Source organism: Bacillus sp. FJAT-44742 (genome assembly GCF_002797315.1).
Taxonomy (GTDB): Bacteria; Bacillota; Bacilli; order Bacillales; family Marinococcaceae; genus Thalassorhabdus; species Thalassorhabdus alkalitolerans.
This window is the reverse complement of record NZ_KZ454936.1, coordinates 2158298-2181051: the sequence shown is the minus strand read 5'-3', so window position 1 is coordinate 2181051 and position 22754 is coordinate 2158298. Positions and strand designations below refer to the sequence as shown.

At 40.7% G+C, this 22754-nt stretch carries 22 protein-coding genes and 1 pseudogene; 15 read left to right on the top strand and 8 right to left on the bottom strand.

The features are described from left to right. Window positions 1-2 precede the first annotated feature (2 nt). Window positions 3-1250, top strand: coding sequence for an NO-inducible flavohemoprotein (hmpA, locus tag CEF17_RS10835; RefSeq protein WP_100399537.1), 1248 nt, complete (start codon window positions 3-5; stop codon window positions 1248-1250). A gap of 346 nt (window positions 1251-1596) precedes the next feature. Here the strand turns inward: hmpA and CEF17_RS10830 are convergent, their stop codons facing one another. Beyond that, window positions 1597-2475, bottom strand: coding sequence for a LysR family transcriptional regulator (locus CEF17_RS10830; RefSeq protein ID WP_198508947.1), 879 nt, complete (start codon window positions 2473-2475; stop codon window positions 1597-1599). Window positions 2476-2590: 115 nt separating this feature from the next. On the opposite strand from CEF17_RS10830, the gene CEF17_RS10825 reads away from it, so the two are divergent. Both CEF17_RS10825 and aceA read left to right on the top strand, forming a co-directional pair. Then, window positions 2591-3811, top strand: a complete 1221-nt coding sequence (locus CEF17_RS10825; RefSeq protein WP_054635405.1) for an MFS transporter — start codon at window positions 2591-2593, stop codon at window positions 3809-3811. 395 nt (window positions 3812-4206) lie between these two features. After that, entirely contained in the window at window positions 4207-5493 is a 1287-nt protein-coding gene (gene aceA, locus CEF17_RS10820) for an isocitrate lyase (RefSeq protein WP_100399535.1), read from the top strand. Window positions 5494-5811: 318 nt separating this feature from the next. Here aceA and CEF17_RS10815 read toward each other — a convergent pair whose 3' ends face one another. Next, window positions 5812-6537: a hypothetical protein gene (locus CEF17_RS10815; RefSeq protein ID WP_232725489.1), complete on the bottom strand. Its 726-nt coding sequence runs from the start codon at window positions 6535-6537 to the stop codon at window positions 5812-5814. A gap of 384 nt (window positions 6538-6921) precedes the next feature. On the opposite strand from CEF17_RS10815, the gene CEF17_RS10810 reads away from it, so the two are divergent. The 3 genes from CEF17_RS10810 to CEF17_RS10800 are packed head-to-tail and all read left to right on the top strand — an operon-like array spanning window position 6922 to window position 8833. Next, window positions 6922-7284: a 2Fe-2S iron-sulfur cluster-binding protein gene (locus CEF17_RS10810; protein WP_157843005.1), complete on the top strand. Its 363-nt coding sequence runs from the start codon at window positions 6922-6924 to the stop codon at window positions 7282-7284. A gap of 54 nt (window positions 7285-7338) precedes the next feature. After that, window positions 7339-7974 carry an IMEF encapsulin system ferritin-like cargo protein gene (locus tag CEF17_RS10805; RefSeq protein WP_100399532.1) on the top strand — a complete coding sequence of 212 codons (636 nt, stop codon included), beginning with the start codon at window positions 7339-7341 and terminating at the stop codon, window positions 7972-7974. 13 nt (window positions 7975-7987) lie between these two features. Beyond that, a complete protein-coding gene (locus tag CEF17_RS10800) occupies window positions 7988-8833 on the top strand; it encodes a family 1 encapsulin nanocompartment shell protein (RefSeq protein ID WP_100399531.1) in 846 nt (281 codons plus the stop codon). Between the two features lie 87 nt (window positions 8834-8920). On the opposite strand, the gene CEF17_RS10795 is transcribed toward CEF17_RS10800, so the two are convergent. Then, entirely contained in the window at window positions 8921-10141 is a 1221-nt protein-coding gene (locus CEF17_RS10795; RefSeq protein ID WP_100398974.1) for an ISL3 family transposase, read from the bottom strand. Window positions 10142-10555: 414 nt separating this feature from the next. Beyond that, complete coding sequence (locus CEF17_RS10785; RefSeq protein ID WP_100399529.1) at window positions 10556-11023, bottom strand: hypothetical protein; 468 nt, start codon at window positions 11021-11023, stop codon at window positions 10556-10558. Window positions 11024-11389: 366 nt separating this feature from the next. Between CEF17_RS10785 and CEF17_RS10780 the strand changes: the two are divergent. Beyond that, window positions 11390-11965: pseudogene (locus tag CEF17_RS10780) on the top strand (peptide-methionine (S)-S-oxide reductase MsrA); the annotation flags it as partial. Between the two features lie 55 nt (window positions 11966-12020). Here the strand turns inward: CEF17_RS10780 and rraA are convergent. Continuing rightward, window positions 12021-12497, bottom strand: coding sequence for a ribonuclease E activity regulator RraA (gene rraA / locus CEF17_RS10775; protein ID WP_100399527.1), 477 nt, complete (start codon window positions 12495-12497; stop codon window positions 12021-12023). Window positions 12498-12738: 241 nt separating this feature from the next. Here rraA and dapD point away from each other — a divergent pair, with 241 nt between their 5' ends. The 4 genes from dapD to CEF17_RS10755 all read left to right on the top strand — a co-directional run bounded on the left by dapD (window position 12739) and on the right by CEF17_RS10755 (window position 16263). Next, complete coding sequence (gene dapD, locus CEF17_RS10770; RefSeq protein WP_100399526.1) at window positions 12739-13458, top strand: 2,3,4,5-tetrahydropyridine-2,6-dicarboxylate N-acetyltransferase; 720 nt, start codon at window positions 12739-12741, stop codon at window positions 13456-13458. A gap of 74 nt (window positions 13459-13532) precedes the next feature. Then, window positions 13533-14747 carry an aspartate aminotransferase family protein gene (locus CEF17_RS10765; RefSeq protein ID WP_232725488.1) on the top strand — a complete coding sequence of 405 codons (1215 nt, stop codon included), beginning with the start codon at window positions 13533-13535 and terminating at the stop codon, window positions 14745-14747. Beyond that, on the top strand, window positions 14744-15865 hold the full coding sequence (locus CEF17_RS10760; protein WP_100399525.1) for an N-acetyldiaminopimelate deacetylase: 1122 nt from the start codon (window positions 14744-14746) through the stop codon (window positions 15863-15865). The genes CEF17_RS10765 and CEF17_RS10760 overlap by 4 nt, the downstream gene beginning before the upstream one ends. 149 nt (window positions 15866-16014) lie before the next feature. Beyond that, window positions 16015-16263: a YkuS family protein gene (locus CEF17_RS10755; RefSeq protein WP_100399524.1), complete on the top strand. Its 249-nt coding sequence runs from the start codon at window positions 16015-16017 to the stop codon at window positions 16261-16263. A 241-nt stretch (window positions 16264-16504) separates the two neighbouring features. Here the strand turns inward: CEF17_RS10755 and CEF17_RS10750 are convergent, their stop codons facing one another. Then, window positions 16505-17338, bottom strand: coding sequence for a mechanosensitive ion channel family protein (locus CEF17_RS10750; protein WP_100399523.1), 834 nt, complete (start codon window positions 17336-17338; stop codon window positions 16505-16507). Window positions 17339-17814: 476 nt separating this feature from the next. On the opposite strand from CEF17_RS10750, the gene CEF17_RS10745 reads away from it, so the two are divergent. The 4 genes from CEF17_RS10745 (at window position 17815) to CEF17_RS10730 (ending at window position 20604) form a co-directional block, all read left to right on the top strand. Then, entirely contained in the window at window positions 17815-18360 is a 546-nt protein-coding gene (locus CEF17_RS10745) for a peroxiredoxin (protein WP_100399522.1), read from the top strand. A gap of 80 nt (window positions 18361-18440) precedes the next feature. After that, entirely contained in the window at window positions 18441-18896 is a 456-nt protein-coding gene (locus CEF17_RS10740) for a TlpA disulfide reductase family protein (RefSeq protein WP_100399521.1), read from the top strand. A 248-nt stretch (window positions 18897-19144) separates the two neighbouring features. Beyond that, window positions 19145-19834, top strand: a complete 690-nt coding sequence (locus CEF17_RS10735; protein ID WP_198508946.1) for a peptidoglycan recognition protein family protein — start codon at window positions 19145-19147, stop codon at window positions 19832-19834. A 95-nt stretch (window positions 19835-19929) separates the two neighbouring features. Next, window positions 19930-20604, top strand: coding sequence for a potassium channel family protein (locus CEF17_RS10730; protein ID WP_100399519.1), 675 nt, complete (start codon window positions 19930-19932; stop codon window positions 20602-20604). Between the two features lie 164 nt (window positions 20605-20768). Here CEF17_RS10730 and rnjA read toward each other — a convergent pair whose 3' ends face one another. Both rnjA and CEF17_RS10720 read right to left on the bottom strand, forming a co-directional pair. After that, window positions 20769-22436 carry a ribonuclease J1 gene (gene rnjA / locus CEF17_RS10725; RefSeq protein WP_100399518.1) on the bottom strand — a complete coding sequence of 556 codons (1668 nt, stop codon included), beginning with the start codon at window positions 22434-22436 and terminating at the stop codon, window positions 20769-20771. A gap of 4 nt (window positions 22437-22440) precedes the next feature. Further along, window positions 22441-22650, bottom strand: coding sequence for a DNA-dependent RNA polymerase subunit epsilon (locus tag CEF17_RS10720; protein WP_100399517.1), 210 nt, complete (start codon window positions 22648-22650; stop codon window positions 22441-22443). Window positions 22651-22754: the final 104 nt, after the last annotated feature.

Below are 22754 nucleotides of genomic sequence, written 5' to 3'. Positions count from 1 at the left end.
CTATGACTGCAAAAAACAAATTAAATGAGGAAACCATAGCAATTATTAAAAGCACAGTTCCTGTACTGGCAGAACATGGGGAGGCTATAACGAAACAATTCTATCATCTTCTTTTTACCAATCATCCTGAACTGTTACATATGTTTAATCACGTGAACCAATCAGAAGGCAAGCAGCAGAGAGCGCTGGCCCAATCGATTTATGCGGCGGCTGCCCATATAGACAAATTAGATGAAATCCTTCCAGTTGTGAAACAAATCGCCCATAAGCACCGAAGCCTGCAAGTAAAGGCAGAACATTACCCGATTGTGGGGAAGTATTTACTTATTGCAATGAAAGATGTGTTGCAAGAGGCAGCTACCGACGAAATTCTTGATGCCTGGGGAGAGGCGTACAGTGTGATTGCTGACGTTTTTATAGCAGTCGAGAAAGAAATGTATGAAGAGGCTGAAAATCAGGCAGGGGGCTGGGAAGGCTTTAGAAGTTTTCTGGTTATCGATAAGGTTAAAGAGAGCGAAGTCATTACCTCTTTCTATCTTCAGCCGGCCGATGGAGGACGTCTTGCTTCCTACAGGCCTGGCCAATATGTTTCCGTTAAGGCAATAATAGAGGAAGAAGAATATAATCATATTCGTCAGTACAGTTTATCTGAGGTGCCTGGCAGGGATTATTATCGTATCAGCGTGAAAAGAGAGGATGGAAGGGAAACACCTGCTGGCATTGTTTCCAATTACCTGCACCATTCGATTGAGCCTGGTGATAAGGTAGAGCTTACCGCCCCAGCTGGAGACTTTTTTTTCGACAAAGCAAGCAGCCGGCCAGCTGTTTTCTTAAGTGGTGGTGTAGGGCAGACGCCATTAGTAAGCATGTTCAAGACTGCAGCAGAAGATTCTTCAACAAAAGAGATTACCTATATCCATGCTGCCCTAAACAGCAGCGTCCATGCTTTTGATCAAGAAATCAGAGATACGGCTGATAGAAATGAGAAGATTTCATATTACATCTGCTATGAATTACCCAATGAATCAGACAAACAAAAGAAGGCATACGATAAAGAAGGCTTTATTGAGGAAGAATGGTTGAATTCTCTTGCAGTAAGCAAAGATGCAGAATTCTACTTTTGCGGACCTTTGCCTTTTATGAAAGCCCTGAATTCTATACTGAAAGAATGGGGAGTACCGGAAGAAAGAATTCACTTTGAATTTTTCGGACCTTCAGACAATTTGGAACGGGAAGATAACCCTAAGTAGATACAGACCATTGGAGCAGAAAACCACTGAATGCTTCTTCCCTCATGTCTTCCACTAGATCATTAGCGGCAAAAGCAAGATCATTCTTTTGAAGTTTACAGGCTGGGCCACCGGCAAAACGACTTGATTCTGGTTATAGATTTGGCTTTGCTTGTAGAAAAATCCGAGACGCCTGGTGGAAAGCAAGAGCTGAAGATCCAGCGGGTTAATCATCACCGGTTAGCTGAAGCCTTTAGAGGCATGCGAGTGTACCTTTGAACAACCAACCATTAGAATACTGAAACCAAAAAAGGGCTCTCACTGAGGTGAGGGCTCTTCTCTTTAGACTGGGTTGCAGTCTCTTTTTTCAATGATTTACATGCTGATTGACCAAGAACGATAAAAAAGCTTTATTTGCTTTAGAAAGGTATGTCCCTTTCTTGTGTGAGAGTGCAAGGGTAAGAGAAAAAGGGATTTTAAACGGTATTCCAACAAGGTCACGGTCTTCACTAATAACCATTTTTAAAAAAATCGTTATTCCTAACCCTTTGCGAGTTAATGATTTAGCCATTGAAATTTGATTGGTTTCAAAAGCGATATGAGGAGATCTGCCTGTTGCCTGCTCAATTTTATGGATAATGTTTCGCTGATAATATCCTTCTTTAAACAAAACAAGAGGCTCTGTAAGCAGTTGATCATATGAAATGGAAGATAACGAAGCAAAGGGATGAGAAGCAGGTACGACAACCATCATTTCCTCTCTTAAAAAGGGGTGTGTGATTAAATCTTTGGTCGCATCATCCATAACAATTGTCCCCAAATCGATATTTCCTTCTCTGATATCATCACGGATGCGAGTGGTTCCAGCCTCATAAATCGACAATTCTAATTGAGGATATTTTTTCTTAAAGGCAACAAATTGTTCAGGGAAATAAAAAGAACCCACCATGGAAGGAAGTCCAATCCTCACCCTTCCAGTTTTAAGCCCTTTCAATTCTTCCATTTCCAATACAGCCTGTTCCATTTGATTCAGAATGGAAGTAGCATGGACAAATAATCTCTTCCCTTCTTCGGTCAGCTGAATCGTCCGTTCCTCTCTCGCAAAAAGAGGTATCCCAATTTCATCTTCCAGGTTTTTTACAGATTTACTCACTGCTGGCTGGGCAATATGTAATTGCTGAGCAGCTTTCGTAAAGCTTTTTTGCACAGCGACTTCGACAAAATGACGCAGCTGCCTTGATTCCATGTTATCCCTCTTTCTTTTCATTCTTAAAAGTTATAGAAACTATAAATATTATATATTTTATTTATGGAAAATACCATGCTAGCATAAGAAGAGAGATATGAAGGAAGGGAATCAAATGATTGAATTAAAAACAAAAGCATTTTGGCAGGCAACACTTGCTTTAGGTCTGTCTTCTATTCTGATATTTGCTAATATCTATTATCCTCAGCCTCTTCTCCCATTGTTTTCCGAGGAGTTTCAAGTAACACCTGTTGTCTCAAGTTTAGCCATCTCCCTGGCGCTACTTGGTCTTGGAGTAAGTTTTTTTCTATACAGTGCGTTATCGGATGCGTACGGGAGAAAAATCATTATTATGGCTGCCATGACGCTTGGCACGCTTGCTACCTTTGCTATAGCTATTGCTCCAAGCTTTGAAGTGCTCCTTTTCATAAGAGTTATCCAGGCGATAGCATTGGCCGGGATACCTACAGCATGTATGGCGTATATAAGTGAAGAGTATTCCACAAAGGGTGTAGCAGTTGCAATTGGTATATTTATAAGCGCAAACAGCATTGGGGGAATGGGAGGAAGGCTTCTCAGTGGTGTAGTAACAGATTTCACCGATTGGCGCACAGCCTTTGCCGTAATGGGTGTACTCAGCGTCCTCATCCTATCCATTGTTGCTGTAACCTTGCCCTCCTCCAGGAACTTTCAGTCGAAGCCGTTAGAGCTGAAAGGACTCTTTCTAAACAATTGGGAGCATCTGAAAAATAAGCCGATGCGTTATGCATATATTATTGGCGGGTTACATTTCTTTGTTTTTATGGGGATCTTTAACTTTGTGACCTACTTATTAAGCGGACCGCCTTTTTACGTATCAACATCTGTTTTGGGCATTTTATATTTAACCTATATTGCCGGGACGGTCAGTTCAACACTAGCAGGAAAAGCAGCAGAGCGGCTGGAGCAGACAACCATTATGCTCATTGGCATTTCCTTGATGGTAATAAGCTTACTTGTTACTTTAGTACCGAGCTTTCCAATGATTGTAGTTGCACTCTTAATCTTAAGCTTCGGGTTTTTCTTTGTTCATTCAACCTCCAGTTCCTGGGTGACAAAGCATGCGGACTTCGCTAAAGCCAGTGCATCGGGATTATATCTTACCTCTTATTATTTAGGAGGAGGAATTGGCAGTTTTTATTATGGATGGTTATGGAGCCAGTTTGCATGGAACGGTGTCATAGCAGGGTCACTCGTGATTTTGTGCATTACAAGCTTTTACACAAGAAGGTTAAAGCAAATTGAAAAAAAGGAAAGGTCCATTGATTCTGCTGAACACGCAGTGAATCATGGGTAAATAACAGAAGAGGGGTCGCAAAAGTTTACCTTTTGGCGACACCCTCTTTTTTTGGCTTTTTTTATAGTGTGAGGATAATCACTGTATTAAAACAGAAGGTATTATAAAATGGTTGTGTAATATGGAAATGTCTTGTAAATGCCTTTAAATAAGGGGTTAAAAAAACAGAAAATTTAAACTTTTAGTAAATCGCTAAAAATTAGAAAATAAAGGTTGCCAAATTTTATGGTCTGTTATAACATAAAGACATCAAATAATAACTGTATTAAAACAGATTGACACACAGGATTTACCAGCTTTTCAGCTTTGTTATTTGTGTTAAGACAGGGATTGGTCATCACTGCAAAGATCATTCTCTTTCTATAAAATCTTACTAATTAAGGGAGATGAGAGTTATGGGGAACTTAAAAGAGCAAGCACAGCAGCTGCAGCAACAGTGGGAGAATGAAGAGAGATGGAAAGGGATTGAGCGTCCTTATTCTGCTGAAGAAGTAGTCAAATTAAGAGGTTCATTGCAAATTGAACATACATTAGCAAAAAAAGGTTCTGAAAAGCTTTGGGATCTTATGCATAATGAGCCATATGTAAACGCTTTAGGAGCTCTTACTGGCGGGCAGGCAGTTCAGCAGGTAAAAGCAGGCTTAAAAGCAATCTACTTAAGCGGATGGCAAGTAGCAGCGGATGCTAACCTTGCAGGACAAATGTACCCGGATCAAAGCTTATACCCTGCAAACAGTGTGCCAAACGTAGTGAAGAGAATTAACCAATCCCTTCAGCGTGCAGACCAAATCCAGCACATGGAAGGCGAAGGTGACATCGATTACTTCGCTCCGATCGTGGCAGATGCCGAAGCAGGATTCGGTGGACAGCTTAACGTATTTGAACTAATGAAAGGTATGATTGAGGCCGGGGCATCTGGTGTACACTTTGAAGATCAGCTTGCATCTGAGAAGAAATGCGGTCACTTAGGCGGTAAGGTTCTTCTTCCTACACAAAATGCTGTGAGAAACTTAATCTCTGCTCGTCTTGCTGCAGATGTAAGCGGTGTACCAACTGTACTAATCGCACGTACAGACGCTGATGCAGCCGACCTTATTACAAGTGATATCGACCCTGCAGACAAAGAATTCATTACTGGTGAACGTACTCCAGAAGGATTCTACCGTACGAATGCAGGAATTGACCAAGCGATCGCTCGTGGTCTTGCTTATGCCCCGTATGCAGACTTAATCTGGTGCGAAACATCCAAACCAAGTCTTGAAGAAGCTCAAAAGTTCGCGGATGCGATCCATGAGAAATTCCCTGGGAAAATGCTTGCATATAACTGCTCTCCATCATTCAACTGGGAAGCTAACCTTGATAAAGAAACAATCGAGAAGTACCAGGTTGAACTTGGTAAAATGGGATACAAATTCCAATTTGTTACTCTTGCCGGCTTCCATGCTCTTAACCACAGCATGTTCGAACTTGCTAGAGGCTACAAAGAGCGCGGTATGGGTGCTTATTCAGAGCTTCAGCAAGCTGAGTTTGCGAGCGAAGAGAAAGGATACACTGCTACTCGCCATCAGCGTGAAGTAGGTACAGGTTACTTTGATGAAGTTTCTCAAGTAATCTCAGGCGGTACTTCTTCTACAACTGCTTTAAAAGGTTCAACTGAAGAATCACAATTCCAAAAGAACTAATTATATGTTTAGAAGAGGCTCCTTTCCTGGAAAGGAGCCTCAACTTTTAAGGAGTCCCGTGTTGAAAAACAAGGGATTTTCTTATTTCTTTGTAATCACAAATTTACATAAAAGGTCATTAACATTCGTTGTGATAAAAGTGGTTGGTGATTTCCTTATACGTTATTACGAACAGTCAGGTTATCATACGTATTCGTTTGCCTGTATATGTTTCATATTGCCCCCCATCTGCGTGAAGATTTGTCTTTTAAACAGATTAGATTGGACTTTAAAACACTAAAGAATGGTTTTCTAACGGCCACAAGGGAAAAGTGGCAGTTAGATGAAAGAAAGTAAAGCCGCGTAAAAGATCAGGCCAACGGCAAATGCCCAGAAGTTGCTTTCTTTTTCCTCTGGCAGCTCTTCTTTTAACACATTTAAAATGATGCCCCCAGCTAAAAAAGAAAAGAGCAATGTTACTATTTTTTCATCCATAGAAAAAATGAATCCCACTGTCCATCCAACGAGAACAGCAGCAGCTAACAGCCAGCGGCCATAATGATCATACATCCTTTGGTGATCCTGTCTTAATCCTTGATCATTAGATAAAAAATGAAGAGAAAGGGCGAAAAAGTACAAGGTCAACTCAGTAACATTGTTGGATTCCTCTTGAATTAACAAATAACCTATTAAAAAGTTATAAGTGAAAAAAGAAAACATATGAATCCAAAATAGCCATGGGAAAGGGTGTTTCTTAGCTTTTGAAGGTGTATTTCTAACGACTTTTCCCATTTTTTCTAATCCGTAAAAAACAGCAAGCCCAATCATTGCTACAAAATAAACAGGGTTGTCCATAAAAAGCCCGGAAGTGTCCCCGGAACCGAGTTCATATTGAAAGGCATTCAGCTCTGGCAGGATATGAATAAAGATATATGCCACTGAAACGCCGCCCATTCCGGATAAAAGTTTACTCCTGGGAATGACATGTAAAAAGGTTAGATACTTAGAAGCTATGTGAACGGCCACAAAACCAAGGGCGCAAAGAAAGCTTAGTAGTAGAATCATCATTTCCACCTCAATTACAACTTCCCTACCCCAATGGAAGTGAATTTAAAAGCAAAACAAGAAGGAAAAAATAGGAGCCATATGGAAAATAACTTAGAAAGAAGGCTCTGCCAAAGCTGATTTTTATGAGTAATTGCTTGTACAAAAGCGAGCAAGAAGCCTTCGGGAATTGCTTGAGACGAAAATCAAGCATTGTAGTTTTCACAAAAAGAAGCTGTGGTAATGCCCTTGGCATAGGAAACAGCGGGAGTGCGAGTGTAGGGAAATTAGAATGACTGGAGATAACTTGGAAATATACTGTTTTTATTTGTAATATTGGCACAACAATGATAGGTTATCTAATAAGAAGGAGGGGTTACTATCAAAAAATTAACGGTTGGCTCCTTGAAGAAAGATGCTTCTGCAAGAAAAGACCGCTTCCCGTCAGCCCCTATTGAAAAGAAAAAGCCTCAAAAAAGGCCGGTGAAGTCTGTCAGGCCTGATGTTAAAAATCAAAGAATAGTTTTATCTCAAAAAGGGAATAAATACTATGTTCAACCCGAAAAAGGGAAAGTTCTTCTGGACGCTGCCCTTAAACAAAGCCAGGCTGTTGATTACAAATGCCGAAAGGGAACTTGCGGTAAGTGTGCTGTTACGGTAGAAAGCGGAAAGGATTTGTTTATGCCGCCTTCTGAAAGAGAGCAGTCCAAGCTTAAAGAACAAATGAACAAAGGGGTTCGCCTTGCATGTCAGGCAGTAACCAGATGATTAACTTTTACTTCAAATACCCTTTATTTCAGGTAATGTGCAAAGGAGGATGTTATGACTACATATTTTCCACAGCTTTTAGAGATGTTTAAGCGAACAAAAGCCGCTTTGACTGATTTCATGGGCATTTTAGAGCCGGTCATTGAGAACGCGAAAGATGATCATGAGCGCCTTTACTATCATCATATCTATGAAGAAGAAGAGCATAGATTCGACCGATTAGAATATTTAATGCCAAAACTTGAGCACTACATTGAAAATCCAGAATCATATGTTCCAAATAACAATGATGCTATCCACCTTCTTCAGGATATAAGCCTGGAGAAGTTTGGCCTTCATAACTTTTTAGAGCATCTGGATCTGGCTTTGTTTTCATTTAAAGGAACAGAGTATGAAGAAAAGCTTCAAGAAATGAGAAACGTAACGGCCAGTGATTATCAAACAATCAAAGAATTGATGACAGAGTTAAATGAACAGGCCGGGGGAAGTCCGAGCCTTGCAGCCTCTGTCCCTACAGATGAAAAAGAAAATGGAAAAGATAACCTGAAAATTGAGATGTACACTCAGCAGCCTTCAGACAATGGGCCAAGTGCAGAGAAGGATAGCATAGAGGTGGAAGGCTCTCCTGAGGAGACTCAAGAAAAAACAAGCTATAAAAAAAGACTTACCGTAGGAAGCCTAAAGAAATAAGGAGTGGATGTGGATGAATAAACTAACTAAATTTTCTGATTCCCCATTGGTAGGGAAAGATTGGGAAAACTTGGATGAAACAGTTATTGAAAGCGCCAAACGTCAATTGATCGGACGCCGATTTATTGATATATACGGCCCATTAGGTGAAGGGATTCAAACCGTAACAAATGATGTGTACGGCGATCCTGGACTAGGGACACTTGGTTATCATGGGGAAAGCCTCCAAATGTCCGAACCGACAAAACGAGTTAATTTAACAATTCCTCTGCTTTACAAAGATTTTATGCTCTATTGGAGAGACTTGCAGCAGGCAAAGTCTTTGGATGTTCCTGTTGATTTTTCTGCTGCTGCCAATGCAGCAGCGCAGTGTGCTCTCCTTGAAGACGATATGATTTTTAACGGAGCAGAACAGTTTGACCTGGAAGGTCTTTTGAACGTAAAAGGAAGAGTTACACACATTAGAGAGGATTGGAAGAAATCAGGGAATGCCTTTTCTGATGTCGTGGAAGCGCGAAATAAGCTTTTGAGAATGGGACACAGTGGCCCTTATTCACTTATTTTATCTCCGGAACTCTATGCTCTCGCTCACAGGGTGCATGAAGGAACAAATGTCTTGGAAATTGACCATATTAGAGAATTGGTAACTGATGGCATCTATCAGTCTCCAGTTATTAAAGGAGAAACAGGAGTTCTTGTTGCAACCGGAAGAGAGAATCTTGATTTAGTTATTGCCGAGGATATTGATACAGCATATATGGATACAGAAAATATGAATTACCTTTTCAGGGTATATGAAAGCACAGTACTCCGAATCAAAAGGCCAAGCGCAATTTGCACTCTAGAATCTATGGAGTAGACAAACAAGGGATTATCGTACATCCTTTTTATAAAAAAATGGGTTCTAAGTCAAATGTTGGGGTGGGAGCTTTTTGCTCCTGCCCCTTTATCCTACTTGAATGGTCTTTCCTTTTACCTGATGATGTAATAGGACTCTCATACGCAGACGGTCGTAACGCTTAAAACCAAACGCATTTCGTTTGATTACCTTGGTTTGGTTGTTTAATCCTTCGATTGGCCCGTTGGTATACCCAAACGTAAAACTGTTTAGGATTTCCGTTTGCCAATTTTGGAGGGTTTGAACCACCTTTATAAATTCTTTCATGCCAGAAGCCTTTACCTCACGGTAAAAAGCATAGAGTCCTTCTTTTATGATCCTCCCATTGGAAGAACCAACAGCTTTCGCTTGATCAAACCAGCCCCGAAACATTTCTTTCAGCCGGTAGGCGCTCCGTAACTCCTCGGATAAACCCAAGTATCTCTCCAAATACCAGTGCTGCTTCTCGCTCAGAGCTTCGTACCGTTTGTTAAACACGTGTTTCATTCGTTTACATTTCTTTCGATCATACTCATGAAAGTCTTTCTGCACTCTTCTTCTCACACGATCCAAAGCCCAAAAGACATACCGGCAAAAGTGAAAACGGTCCGCGATGATCACAGGGTTTCCTAAGGCTTTCTGTACGGCAGATTTGAAGGGATAACTCATATCCATCACCACCATTTCCACCTTGTTTCCTTTTTGGCGTAAATACTGTTTCACCGTCTCCACCTTACGGTCAGGAAGAATATCCAAAGGTTCAGCGGTCTTCCCATTGGCAATGATGACCTGAAACTTCCCTTGATCGGTATCTCCTTTATATTCATCGATCGCAATGACTTCAGGAAGTTCTGTGACTTCTCGAAACATGGGAGAAGAAATGGCATCAAATCGCCTCATGGCAGTAGAAGCAGACGTTCGAAACTGTTGCGCTGTATCCTTGAAGTTTTTCCCCTGAATGATGCGCAGCCCAAACGCTTGATTCCATTCCACGCTGTGACGCTGATATCGTTGGACAAAGCGAGTGGACTCGGCAAACCGTTTCCCGCAGGAACAGGCGTAACGACGCTTTCGATAAAATACATACGTGTTTCTCTCAAACATCTTCAAGTGCTGTACTTTTTGAGTGCGGTAATCATGAACACGTTTCGTCCGCTTTCCACAATCGGGGCAGCGTTGGGCTTTTCGTTCCATCTCCACGTGGAGATGGAACGAATCCCCTATCGTTTCTGTTTTCTTTATGATCATTTCTTCAAACCCGGGAATATTCATGATAAAATGCATGTACACGCAACTCCTATCCTTATTCTTGTTTCTCGACAATTCAAGTGTAAAGGATATCGGAGCTTGCGTGTTTTTTAATAGCTAATTTTTCTAAAACCCCAACAAATAGTGTAGAGCCAAAAAATGGGCCAGGATTAAAATCCTGGCTCATTTTTTTGAGGTATCAGTTCATTGAAGTTCCCGAAAAAGGCAGATAAGAAAATTTCACCAGGAATTTGCTGTGTATTCGGGCTGTGTACGTGTCTCCCAACATTCAAATTCACGGTGTTTGTAATGGTTACTGCCTGCATTGCTTGTACAAGAAAGTAGAGGCAAGCAGCAATCAACACTCCGTTTCCATACCTATAACCTAATCTACCTAGAAAGAATAGAAGAGATGAGACCAACAAAAAAGCTGTTGAAACATTCAACAGCTTAGAATTATGCGATTTGAATAACATTATTTTCTGTATAGTCAATGTGGGCAGCAATTGGAGTGGAACGTAAAGCCTCTTTCCCAATATCTTTAATAAGAGCAGCCGCTTCTTCCCGGAAAATCTTTGTATAGGACCCTTCATTAATTTCACATAGCTTTTTTAAATAACGAATACGCTGTTCTGTTTTAATTGGTCTATAATAAGTATTTTTCATTTCATGGACTCTGCAGTGAGTTAAAGATTGCATCATGCTGATATCCTGAACATTTACTACATAACTTTCTCCTTGGTCTGTAACAAAGGAGACTGAATAAAAAGTTGATCCAGAGAAATCAATGTTAGTAATAACAGGGTTGGTAAATTCTTCTCCGGTTCTTAAGCGGATTCGCTTTGCTTCAATTGCCCCTCCCACTTTTCTTTCGTTAGAAAGAATTGTATGAATGTCTGCGAACCCATCTACACTGTACCCCATAAAAAACCCTCCTGTTAGGCAATGTCTCTGAAATTGAAAGTCATTATCATTGTTATTAAGTTCAGTTTACCTGAGAACCATTATCAAGTCAACAAGAATTCGAAAGATTTTGGAATTATTTTGAATATTGTAAAAGTGTCCTTGCACGCTTGTTACGACTATGAGTAAGTGTATTGCCCTAACAGTGGTCAATATCTAAAAAGGTTGAAAAACGGAACACACCCATTCAGAATGAAAGGAACATGAGGAAAGCTTTTAGGAGATACTAGCAAGGGAAGGAGGAATGGTATGATAAACGAGAACGGAAAAAACAGTAACCAGTCAACGGAATACGCTGTGTTTGGTATGGGGTGATTCTGGGGACCTGATGCCCGGTTCGGGCATATACCTGGAGTGCGCAGTACCACGGTCGGATATGCGGGGGGTACAACCAAAGATCCGACTTACAGGAGAATGGGGGACCATACAGAAACCCTTCTTATTGAATATGATCCTAAACAGGTTTCTTACCAGCAATTAGTACGTTTATTCTGGGCCCATCATAAATCTTCTCTTGTTTATAGGAGTTCAAGGCAATATATGTCGTTGCTCCTATATTACAATGAAGAGCAGTATCAGACTGCCAATGCTGTAAAAGAAGAAATAGAAAATGCGGAAGGGGAATCGATACAGACAGAAATCGCATCTTTTCAAGGATTCACAAAAGCGGAGGATTACCATCAGAAATATTATTTGAAAAGGTTCCCGCAAGCGATCGCTCATCTGTCAAGACTCTTTACTGACCATCAGGAAATGGTAAACTCTACACTTGCTGCGAGATTAAATGGATTGGTTAAAGGATATGGAACCATGGAGGATATAAAAAGGGACCTTACGAATTGGGAGCTGACAAGAGAAGAAGAAAATAAGGTTATTGAATGTATAAATACGATACGCTGGTAATAAATAATGAGAGGCTGTTTGCTAGGTATGACAAGTAAACAGCCTCTTTGCGCGTTTATTTTAATTTTTCCTTTGCCAGGACAATTCCGTCTTCATCTGCATACACCCATTCACCGGGCTTCCATTCCACTCCTGCAAATTCTACAGGTACATCGGTTTCTCCTTTTCCTTCTTTAATGGATTTAAATGGGTTGGTGCCAAGGGAGAAAATACCTATGTTCATTTCATTGATCTCTTGGGAGTCACGGATCATTCCGTGGATAATAATTCCTGCAAGGTTTCTATTTACAGCAATTTCTGCAAGCATGTCTCCCATTAAAGCACAACGCATGGAACCACCGCCGTCTACCACCAGGACAGAGCCTTCCGGTATGGTTTCAAGAGCTTTCTTAACGAGGACATTGTCTTCAAAAACTTTTACTGTTTTGATAGAACCGGCAAACGTTCGCTTTAGTCCGAACTGTCGAAAGATAGGTTTCGCCAGTGTTAGTTGGTCTCTAAATTCATCACATAAATCAGTCGTCGGTATCATATGTATTCCTCCTTTTATTCGTCTCTTTTTGTATTCTTTTTTTAGAAGAGAAATCCTCTTCCTTCTCGTAAATTGTTTGTTTTTTATACTCTTTACACCTTTCTTGTCGAGGAAGAAAGAAAAACATGATAAAATGATTAAGTATGCCAATAATAGAACAGCAGGCAACCATTTCCCTTTTGATATAGTAAATCCTATGATAATCTATTGGCGTAAAAGACTTTTAAGGAGGAAACGTGACATGAAACAAATGGATGCAAACGAAATTATTAAGTTTATATCAGAAAGTGAAAAATCAACCCCGGTTAAAGTACATATTAAAGGCCAGCTGGACGGTATTGATTTTGGTGAAGAAACCAAATCATTTATCACCGGTGATACAGGAGTTCTTTTCGGAGAGTGGAAACAAATTGAGAAGGCTCTAAAAGAAAATGAAGAAAAAGTAGAAGACTATGTTGTGGAAAATGACCGCAGAAATTCTGCTATCCCTCTTCTTGATCTTAAAGGCATTCAAGCGCGGATTGAGCCAGGAGCTATTATCCGCGACCAAGTAGAAATCGGTAAAAATGCTGTTATTATGATGGGAGCGTCCATCAACATTGGTTCTGTAGTCGGTGAAGGAACAATGATCGACATGAACGTTGTCATGGGCGGCCGTGCAACGGTCGGAAACAACTGCCATATTGGAGCGGGTGCTGTTCTTGCGGGAGTTATTGAGCCTCCATCTGCTAAGCCGGTTGTTGTAGAAGACGGCGTAGTTGTTGGAGCCAATGCTGTAATACTTGAAGGTGTTACTGTTGGAGAAGGGGCTGTAGTAGCAGCAGGAGCCATTGTAACGGAAGATGTCCCTCCAAACACTGTGGTTGCCGGAACTCCAGCACGAGTAATTAAAGAAATCGACGAGCAGACAAAAGGAAAAACAGAAATTAAACAAGAGCTTCGTCAGTTAAAAGAAGACTAATAAATAGTAGGTACCATGTTAAGACTCCCGTGCTCTCTTGCGGGAGTCTTAAAAGCATAAAGGGGGAACAGAAGGTGGCAAACTGGCAGGAGCTAGACGAGAAATATTTAATGAATACCTATCAACGGCTGCCTATCGTGATAGAAAGAGGCGAAGGAAATTACTTATATGATAACGAGGGAAAGGAATACATGGATTTATTTACAGGACTGGCTGTAAATGTTCTCGGTCATTCCCACCCTACTATCATCCAGGCTTTAAAGGATCAAAGTGAGAAGTATCTGCATATTTCTAACGTGTTTTTAAACCAACAGGCAATTAAGCTTGGGAAGAGACTAATTGAGGTTTCTATCCCTGGAAAAGTGTTTTTTGTTAATTCTGGAGCCGAGGCAACAGAAGCGGCAGTAAAGCTGATCCATAAGTGGAGAACTAGACAGGAGGAAGATCGTTCTGGCGTGGTGGTGCTTGAAAAGAGTTTCCATGGAAGGACGTTAGGAGCGATAAAATTAACAAGGCAGCCTGGCATTTATCAGGATTTTCCTGCAGCAGATTATCCCGTCTATGAAGCTGAACCTGAGAATCTTAAGGATCTTGAAGACGTACTGAAAACGAAAAAGCCGGCAGCTCTATTAATGGAGCCGGTTCTTGGTTCAGGAGGAATTCTTCCATTAAGCAAGGAGTTTATGGAAGGGGCGGCATCGTTATGTGAAAAATACAATGTCCTTTTTTGTATAGATGAAATTCAAACAGGTGTTGGAAGAACCGGTGAATTTTTTGCATACCAGCACTCTAACGTAACCCCTGACCTTGTTCTATTTGCCAAAGGTATTGGTGGAGGTCTTCCTTTAGGCGGCATCATTGCGGGAGAAAAACTGGAGTCATTGTTTGAGCCTGGCGATCACGGCACCACCTTTGCCCCGTCACCTTTGAGTTCAGCGTTGGGGAACGCGGTAATAGATGTTCTTTACGAGGAAAAAGGCCTTGAATACGGAAAAGAAAATGCAGCCTACTTATGGCAGCGTCTTGAAGGACTTCAAGGGAAATATCCTGAGCATGTGGAAGGGATTCGAGGGATCGGTATGATGCTTGGGGTAGTCATGAAAGAGGATGCTGCTACAATAAAAGCTCTCCAAAAAAACCTGCTTTCCAAAGGCTTTATGGTAAATGTCACACAAGGAAATATTGTCCGTCTGCTGCCGCCGTTGACCTTGCGAAAAGAAGATACTGATCGTTTTGTTACTGCCTTCGAAGATGAAATTGCCGTAATTAGAAAGGGCGTCTCCTCATGAGTCTAATGGATAGGTATCAGACCATAAGAAAAGACCTTCATAGAATACCGGAGCTAGGATTTCAGGAGTACAAAACACAGCAATATTTACTTGACCGTATCAGCGAATTTCCACAAAACCATTTAATCATTGAAACATGGAAGACTGGAATTTTTGTATTTGTTACAGGCAGCAGTCCGGAGAAAACCTTTGGTTACCGAACGGATATAGATGGCCTTCCAATGAATGAGCAAACGACTTATGATTTTAAATCAGAGCATGAAGGATGTATGCATGCTTGCGGTCACGATCTTCATATGACAATTGCTCTGGGAATCCTCAGTTATTTTTCTGAAAATCAGCCAAAGCATAATCTCCTTTTCATTTTCCAGCCTGCAGAAGAAGGTCCTGGTGGAGCAGAACCGATGATGAACACAGAGACTTTCAAAAAGTGGAAGCCAGATGAAATGGCTGCCCTGCATATTGCTCCAGAATACCCGGTCGGCACCATTGCCACCCGTGAAGGGCTTCTGTTTGCCAACACTTCTGAGCTTTTTATTGATTTAAAAGGAAGAGGAGGACATGCAGCACGACCTCATTTAGCCAATGACATGGTTGTGGCAGGCAGTCATTTGGTGACACAGCTTCAGAGCATTGTAGCAAGAAATGTAGATCCTTTGGATTCAGCGGTGGTGACGATTGGAAAAATAACAGGAGGGACTAAGCAAAATATTATTGCTGAGACTTCCAGGCTAGAAGGAACAATCCGAACGTTATCGATTGAAAGCATGCACAAAGTAAAAGACAGAATTCAAGCATTAGTCAGTGGGATTGAAGCTAGCTTTGAATGTGAAGGTGCTATCGATTGGGGCGCAAACTACAGGCAGGTATATAATGAATCAGAAACGACCAAGCGATTCATGGATTTTACCCGCTCAAAAGAGGATATCCATCTTGTCGAGTGCAGTGAAGCTATGACAGGAGAGGACTTTGGTTATTTTCTTGATGATATTCCCGGGTTTATGTTCTGGCTGGGAGTGGATACACCATACGGGCTTCATGATGCCAGAATCGAACCTCAAATAGAGGCTGTCGAAGTGGCTGTGAAGCACATGATTGATTACTATAATCGTTTTTAATAAAGCAACCGTCACTTGGTATTTTTTAGATGAAGGCAAAAGCTTGGCTTGCCCTGTAAATGGGAAGCCAAGTTTTTTCTGTTTCTTTTGCATGAATCACCTATTCAACGTACATATTAACAGAGAAAACACGTGAAGGAGGTAGTAAAATGGCTCGAATTGGTGTAGAAGAATCATTAACAGATGTACAGCAGCAGCTTCAGGAATTTGGACATGAAGTGGTTACTTTGAGACAACAGCAGGACGCTAAGGGCTGTGATTGTTGTGTCATTACCGGTCAGGATGAGAATATGATGGACATTCAGCAGACTGCAATGGAAGGGTCTGTAATTAATGCTCATGGCTTTAGTTCAAACGAAGTGTGCAGTCAGGTTGAGGAAAAGCTTAATCAAAGATAGTCTCGTCAATACACATATACATGAAACAGTGACCTTTCTGAGGTCTCTTTGGCCGTTGAGATGATTAGTATTCTCAACGGCTTGTTCTTTTGGACGAGGAAAGTAAGCCAGGCTGATAAAGGTTGGTATATTACCCCCTTTCACTACTATGGCATGTGTTAGATGCTTCTTTTTCATCCACATCAAGATATATAATAAAAAGACCGACTGTCTCTTAACAGACAGCCGGTTTTTAAGGTCATTAATTTTTTTGGATATTAACTTGGTGAGGGAACGGAATTTCAATTCCATTAGCGTCTAGTGCTTCTTTGCAGGCTTTTCTAAGCTTGCGCTCAATACCCCATTGTTCCATATTTTCAGTTTGTCCAATAATACGAATAATTACATCAGAATCTCCGAAGCTTGCTACACCTAAGACGTGAGGACCGTCTTTAATCACTTCTTCTTCTGCTGCTACTTTGTCACAAGCATCCTGAAGAACTTTCATAGCTCGGTCAATGTCGTCATCATAGGAAATGCTAATATCTATCATTGCCTGCATGTTTCCTTTTGAATGATTGCTGACGGAGCTGATTTCCCGGTTTGGAATATAGTGGAGTGTGCCGTCAAAGGCGCGAATTTGAGTTGTTCGCAGTCCGACTTCTTCAACTACTCCATCCAGCCCGGCAATTGTCACATAATCATCCACATCAATCTGCTTTTCTAAAAGAAGGAAAAAACCGGTGACTACATCGCTCACAAGACCCTGGGCACCAAAGCCGACAGCTAGCCCTATAATTCCGGCTCCAGCTATAATTGGAGCGATATTTAAATCAAAAATACCTACAATAATTGTTATTAAAACGAAGATTAGAGCATAAGCAAACACGTTTAGAGAAAGGTTCTTTAAGGTCTTCACTCTTCCCGGATGCATGTTTCGCTGTGCAGCCATTCTTTCAAAACTTCGGCTGATAATTCTTTTTCCTATGCTGCGCGCAATAAAGTAGCCGATAATCACCAGGATAATCTGCAGGGTGATCATTACCGCCCCGCCTACTAACACGCCTAAAAACGTATCATTTAAAAGCTCTTCCATTAATAAGGCTCCCTTCTGATGGATCTACTTCATAAAAGGATACCCGGCCTTTAAAGGCAAAGGGTACGTGTCGAAGTATAACACATTATGACAACCTGTAAAAAAATTAACCTTTCCCGATGGACTTTCTAGATAACGGGGAGCCGACTGAATAAAAAACAGAAACTAAGCAAAAATATAAAAGGTCTTTTATGAGCATTTTATTTTACAAGCTTCCACTTGTTGGGTAGAGTAAATGTCAGACAGGCTATTTAATTTCTTTCTCATTGCTTTCTCAATTTCATTATCTTTTTTCCTTGTCATTGATAAAAATGTGTTTGTTTTTTCTTCGATAGGGAATGTTACATAAGGGATAAATGGCGTTTTAGCAATCAATTTAAATTAATTACAATTTAATATTGACTTTAAATAACAAGCCATTTATAATATATTTTGTAATCAGAGATCATTTCAATTCATTTAGGAGGTAATTATTGATGACTGATAAGCGTATGGTAGCCAAGCAAGCACCACGATTTGAAATGGATGCGGTAATGCCAAACAAAGAGTTTGGTAAAGTAAGCCTTGAGCAAAACATGAAAGAAGATAAGTGGACGGTACTTTTCTGGTATCCAATGGACTTCACGTTCGTATGTCCTACTGAGATCACAGCTCTTAGCGATCGTTACGATGAGTTTGAAGACCTTGATGCAGAAGTGATCGGTGTATCTACTGATACAATCCACACTCATAAAGCATGGATTAATACACACCGTGATGATAATGGTCTTGGTGACTTGAACTATCCACTAGCTGCTGACACAAACCATGAAGTATCTCGTGAGTACGGCGTACTTATTGAAGAAGAAGGGGTTGCTCTTCGCGGACTATTCATCATCAGCCCTGAGGGCGAACTCATGTACTCTGTTGTTAACCATAACAACATTGGCCGTGATGTAGATGAAACACTACGTGTGCTTCAAGCTCTTCAAACTGGCGGTCTTTGCCCAGCTAACTGGAAGCCAGGCCAAGCTACTTTGTAATTCACTAACAACTATAGTGGAAAAGGTCTAGCAGCAATGTTAGGCCTTTTTCTTACTCATATAAAAAGGAGGAAATAAATATGGCACTTAAACTACGCTCGGAGATGCCTGAAATTAAAGGAGCTACGACTTGGTATAATGGAGAGGTCACAAAGGAAGATCTAATTGGAGACAAGCCTACATTAATCCACTTTTGGTCAGTCAGCTGCGGACTTTGTAAAGAAGCGATGCCAAACGTGAATGAGTTCCGTGATAATTATAAGGATGATTTAAATGTGATTGCTGTTCACATGCCACGTTCTGAAAAAGATCTGGATCTGGATCAAATTAAAGAAGTAGCAGCTGAGCATGACATCACGCAGCCTATCTTTGTCGATAATGAGCATAAGCTTACTGATGCCTTTGAAAATGAATATGTTCCTTCTTATTACGTATTTGATAAAGATGGAACGCTTCGTCACTTTCAAGCTGGCGGAGGCGGAATGAAGATGCTTACTAAGCGTGTTAACCGCGTACTTGGCATTAAAGATAAATAAATATAAAAAGGTGTCTCAGAAGGTTACATTAACAGTGACCGGTGGAGACACCTTTTTTTATCGCATTTTACCGCAAAAAATTGATTGGTTTGATGTTATGTACATAGAATGAAGAGATTGAGAAAGACCTGACTGAGCTCTCTGTAAAATGAATGAATCCTTTTTTTAGCAGTGCGGGATACAGAAAGCTTCATTATTTCCTCCTTTTTTTGACTGAAAAGCTATGTCAAAAGAAGGAGGTGTTACTTTTGCAGATACACATTATTGATAAGCGAAGGCAATTGCCACGACATCCCAATAAAAAATACAGAAGAAGAACGAGGGAAGCCATCAAGCAAATTATCATACACCATAGCGGCACCAAGGAAGGCTCACCTGAGAGCTTTGCAAGGTATCATGTGAATCACCATGGCTGGCCAGGCATAGGGTACCATTATGTGATTGACAAAAAGGGCAGGGTATTTCATTGTCAGTCTCAGGAAGAGATCACGTATCATACAGCCAACCATAATCAACAATCTATTGGGGTCTGTCTGATTGGCGACTTCACCAAAGAGTCTCTCACAGACTTTCAGAAAAAAGCGGTCCTTGCTTTCATTCGCTCTCTTTCAAAAGAAAGAAAAATCCCCATTGCAAATGTCCGGGGACATAACGAATATAAAGGGCACAGATCGTCCTTATGCCCAGGTATTTCTATGGAAGGGTTTCGTGGACAATTAAGAAAGAAACGTCTCCTTCCCTTATTAAAAAGAGGGGCAAGAGGGGAGGAAGTGAAGTTTCTTCAGCAAGCATTAGTTAAAAAAGGGTTTGATCCAAAAGGAATAGACGGAATGTTTGGTCCTCTTACAGAAAAAGCAGTTGTAGATTTTCAAAGAGCAAACAACCTGTTTATTGATGGGATTGTCGGTTCAAATACATGGTCCTCTTTGGGATTGTAATAATATTTTGCCAAGCAATTTAGCATAAGTTAAAATAAACTAGCAAAGGTCTATTGCCCAATTAATTATTTGGATTGTATTTGGAGGAAGAACGAGTGAAAAAACAATTTGCTGTAATCGGCCTCGGACGTTTTGGGGGAAGTATTTGTAAAGCGTTGTCTGCTGAAGGGATGGACGTATTAGCCATTGATATGGATGAACATAAAGTAAACGAGCTTGCTCCCATTGTCACTCAGGCGGTAATTGCTGATGGAACAGATGAAAAAGCGTTGAAAAGTCTTGGGATACGTAATTTCGATCAAGTGGTTGTTGCAATAGGAGATGACATTCAAGCAAGCATTTTAACTACCTTGATATTGGATGATATGGGGGTCAAAAATATTATCGCTAAAGCACAAAATGATTACCACGCAAAAGTGCTTGCCAAGATCGGAGCCGATGAAATTGTGCATCCTGAACGAGACATTGGGGTTCGTATCGCTCACAACGTCGTATCGGAGAACGTACTGGATTACTTGGAGCTTTCTGATGAATACAGCATCGTTGAGCTCGTAGCAGGACCCACCATCAATAATAAGAGCATTGTCGACTTGGATTTACGAACACGGTACGGCTGTAACATTCTTGCGATCAAAAGGGGAGAGGAGATTAAAGTGTCTCCGTATCCTGAAGAAAAGATCCTTACTCAGGACGTGTTGATTGTGATTGGGGCTGACAAAGACATTAATCGTCTGGAAAACAGGTGGATTGATGAAGAAGGAAACGCTTAAGAAGACACGTCTCCGCAGAAACTGAGGGAGACAAAGGTAGAGAGAGGCCTGGTGTGATCAGTTACTATACCATTTCCTCTCTCATTAAAACATTTCTCTCCTTAGATTCTTCTTAAAAAACGATTTTCCAATAATAAAAAAGCTGCCTGCTGGCAGCTTTTTTATTATACTTCCATAATTATCGGAAGGATCATTGGCTTCCTCTTTGTTTTTTCATAAAGATACGGAGACAATAAGTCAATGATTTCATTTTTTATTTCAGACCACTGTGTTGTTTTCTTATTCATCACTTCTTGCAGGTGTTTTGCGAGCATACTTTGAGCGTCATTAATTAAATCACTGGATTCACGCATGTAAACAAACCCGCGGGAAATTATGTCTGGTCCAGCGGAAACCTTAAAGTTTTTCATATCAAGGCTAACAACCACAACTACTAATCCTTCTTCGGAAAGGATACGTCGGTCGCGAAGGACAATATTTCCAATATCTCCTATTCCGTGCCCATCTACGTAAACGGCTCCAGATGGCACTTTACCGACAACGGAGGCTTCATCTCTTGTTAAAGCTAAAACTTCTCCATTATCCATGACAAAGGAATTCTCTTTTTCGATGCCGCAGTCACTGGCAAGAACTGTGTGCATCTTCAGCATGCGATATTCTCCATGAATAGGCATGAAAAATTTCGGTTTCATCAACCTGAGCATTAGTTTTTGTTCTTCCTGGCCGCCATGACCGGATGTATGAATGTCATTTAACGAACCATGGATGACATTTGCACCTGCGCGATAAAGCTGGTTAATAATTTTATTTACAGATAGCGTATTCCCTGGAATTGGAGAACTTGAGAAAATGACTGTATCTCCAGGAATGACTTGAATTTGGCGATGTGTACCAAAAGCAATTCTAGAAAGAGCAGCCATCGGTTCTCCCTGGCTTCCCGTACATATAATAGCCACTTGATTATCAGGAATACGATTGAGTTGTGAATGATCAATAAACGTTCCTTTTGGGGCCTGAATATATCCTAGTTCTTGGCCGATGGTCATCGCATTTTCCATGCTGCGCCCAAAAATTGCAATCTTTCTTCCGTGCTTTACCGCTGCATTTACAGCCTGCTGAAGACGATAAATATTAGAAGCAAAAGTTGCAAAAATAATACGGCCATCTACTTGGTTGAAAATATTCTCGATGCTTTTGCCGACTTTTTTTTCGGACATTGTAAATCCTGGGATTTCGGCATTGGTGCTGTCAGAAAGAAGACAAAGCACTCCTTCTTCACCAATTTGAGCCATCTTAGTTAAATTGGCTGGGGCGCCTACTGGTGTAAAATCAAACTTGAAATCACCGGTATGGACAATATTTCCTTCAGGTGTGTGTACGACAATCCCTAAGGAATCTGGAATACTGTGTGTTGTACGGAAAAAAGAAACCTGTGTATGGGCAAATCTAATCACATGATCTTCTTCAATTGGAATCATCTTGGCCCGGCGTAAAAGACCATGCTCTTCAAGTTTTCCTTTGATTAGGCCCAATGCTAATTTTCCGCCATAAATAGGGACGTTAACCTCTCGTAAAAGGTAAGGAATTCCTCCGATATGATCCTCATGTCCGTGTGTAACGAAAAGTCCTTTGATCTTTTCTTTGTTTCTAATAATATACGTATAGTCAGGTATGACATAGTCGATACCTAGAAGCTCGTCTTCAGGAAACATAATTCCGGCATCAATAAGAATAATTTCATCTTTGTACTCAATGGCATACGTGTTTTTGCCGATTTCCCCAAGGCCTCCAAGGGCGAAAACGGCAACTTGATTCTCTTTAATTTGTTTCATTTCTCTAGATGTTCTCCACTTTGAAATCTTCTCTTTGTTTTTCGTATTCCAAGAAATCTCCTGAAACTTCCTGGACTAATTCAATATTGTACTTTCTGTCTGCCAGTTTCTGCCGTACTTCTCTTTCACTTTCTGCTTCAACGAAAAGTGAATGAGTATTTTCCCGGACAGGAGCTTCTTCAATATTCTCCTGATAAAATACTTTAAAAATCATCTTCGACCTCTCCTTGTTCTGTTAAATAATGCTTATCCTATTATAAAACATTGGACTGTGTTTTTCATGCTTTTGGTATGCATGAAAGGTAAAGCCTTTGATTC

Coding starts and splice junctions, on each gene's coding strand:
- hmpA (WP_100399537.1), top strand. CDS start 3: ATGACTGCAAAAAACAAATTAAATGAGGAAACCATAGCAATTATTAAA.
- CEF17_RS10830 (WP_198508947.1), bottom strand. CDS start 2,475: ATGGAATCAAGGCAGCTGCGTCATTTTGTCGAAGTCGCTGTGCAAAAA.
- CEF17_RS10825 (WP_054635405.1), top strand. CDS start 2,591: ATGATTGAATTAAAAACAAAAGCATTTTGGCAGGCAACACTTGCTTTA.
- aceA (WP_100399535.1), top strand. CDS start 4,207: ATGGGGAACTTAAAAGAGCAAGCACAGCAGCTGCAGCAACAGTGGGAG.
- CEF17_RS10815 (WP_232725489.1), bottom strand. CDS start 6,537: ATGATTCTACTACTAAGCTTTCTTTGCGCCCTTGGTTTTGTGGCCGTT.
- CEF17_RS10805 (WP_100399532.1), top strand. CDS start 7,339: ATGACTACATATTTTCCACAGCTTTTAGAGATGTTTAAGCGAACAAAA.
- CEF17_RS10800 (WP_100399531.1), top strand. CDS start 7,988: ATGAATAAACTAACTAAATTTTCTGATTCCCCATTGGTAGGGAAAGAT.
- CEF17_RS10785 (WP_100399529.1), bottom strand. CDS start 11,023: ATGGGGTACAGTGTAGATGGGTTCGCAGACATTCATACAATTCTTTCT.
- rraA (WP_100399527.1), bottom strand. CDS start 12,497: ATGATACCGACGACTGATTTATGTGATGAATTTAGAGACCAACTAACA.
- dapD (WP_100399526.1), top strand. CDS start 12,739: ATGAAACAAATGGATGCAAACGAAATTATTAAGTTTATATCAGAAAGT.
- CEF17_RS10760 (WP_100399525.1), top strand. CDS start 14,744: ATGAGTCTAATGGATAGGTATCAGACCATAAGAAAAGACCTTCATAGA.
- CEF17_RS10755 (WP_100399524.1), top strand. CDS start 16,015: ATGGCTCGAATTGGTGTAGAAGAATCATTAACAGATGTACAGCAGCAG.
- CEF17_RS10750 (WP_100399523.1), bottom strand. CDS start 17,338: ATGGAAGAGCTTTTAAATGATACGTTTTTAGGCGTGTTAGTAGGCGGG.
- CEF17_RS10745 (WP_100399522.1), top strand. CDS start 17,815: ATGACTGATAAGCGTATGGTAGCCAAGCAAGCACCACGATTTGAAATG.
- CEF17_RS10740 (WP_100399521.1), top strand. CDS start 18,441: ATGGCACTTAAACTACGCTCGGAGATGCCTGAAATTAAAGGAGCTACG.
- rnjA (WP_100399518.1), bottom strand. CDS start 22,436: ATGAAACAAATTAAAGAGAATCAAGTTGCCGTTTTCGCCCTTGGAGGC.
- CEF17_RS10720 (WP_100399517.1), bottom strand. CDS start 22,650: ATGATTTTTAAAGTATTTTATCAGGAGAATATTGAAGAAGCTCCTGTC.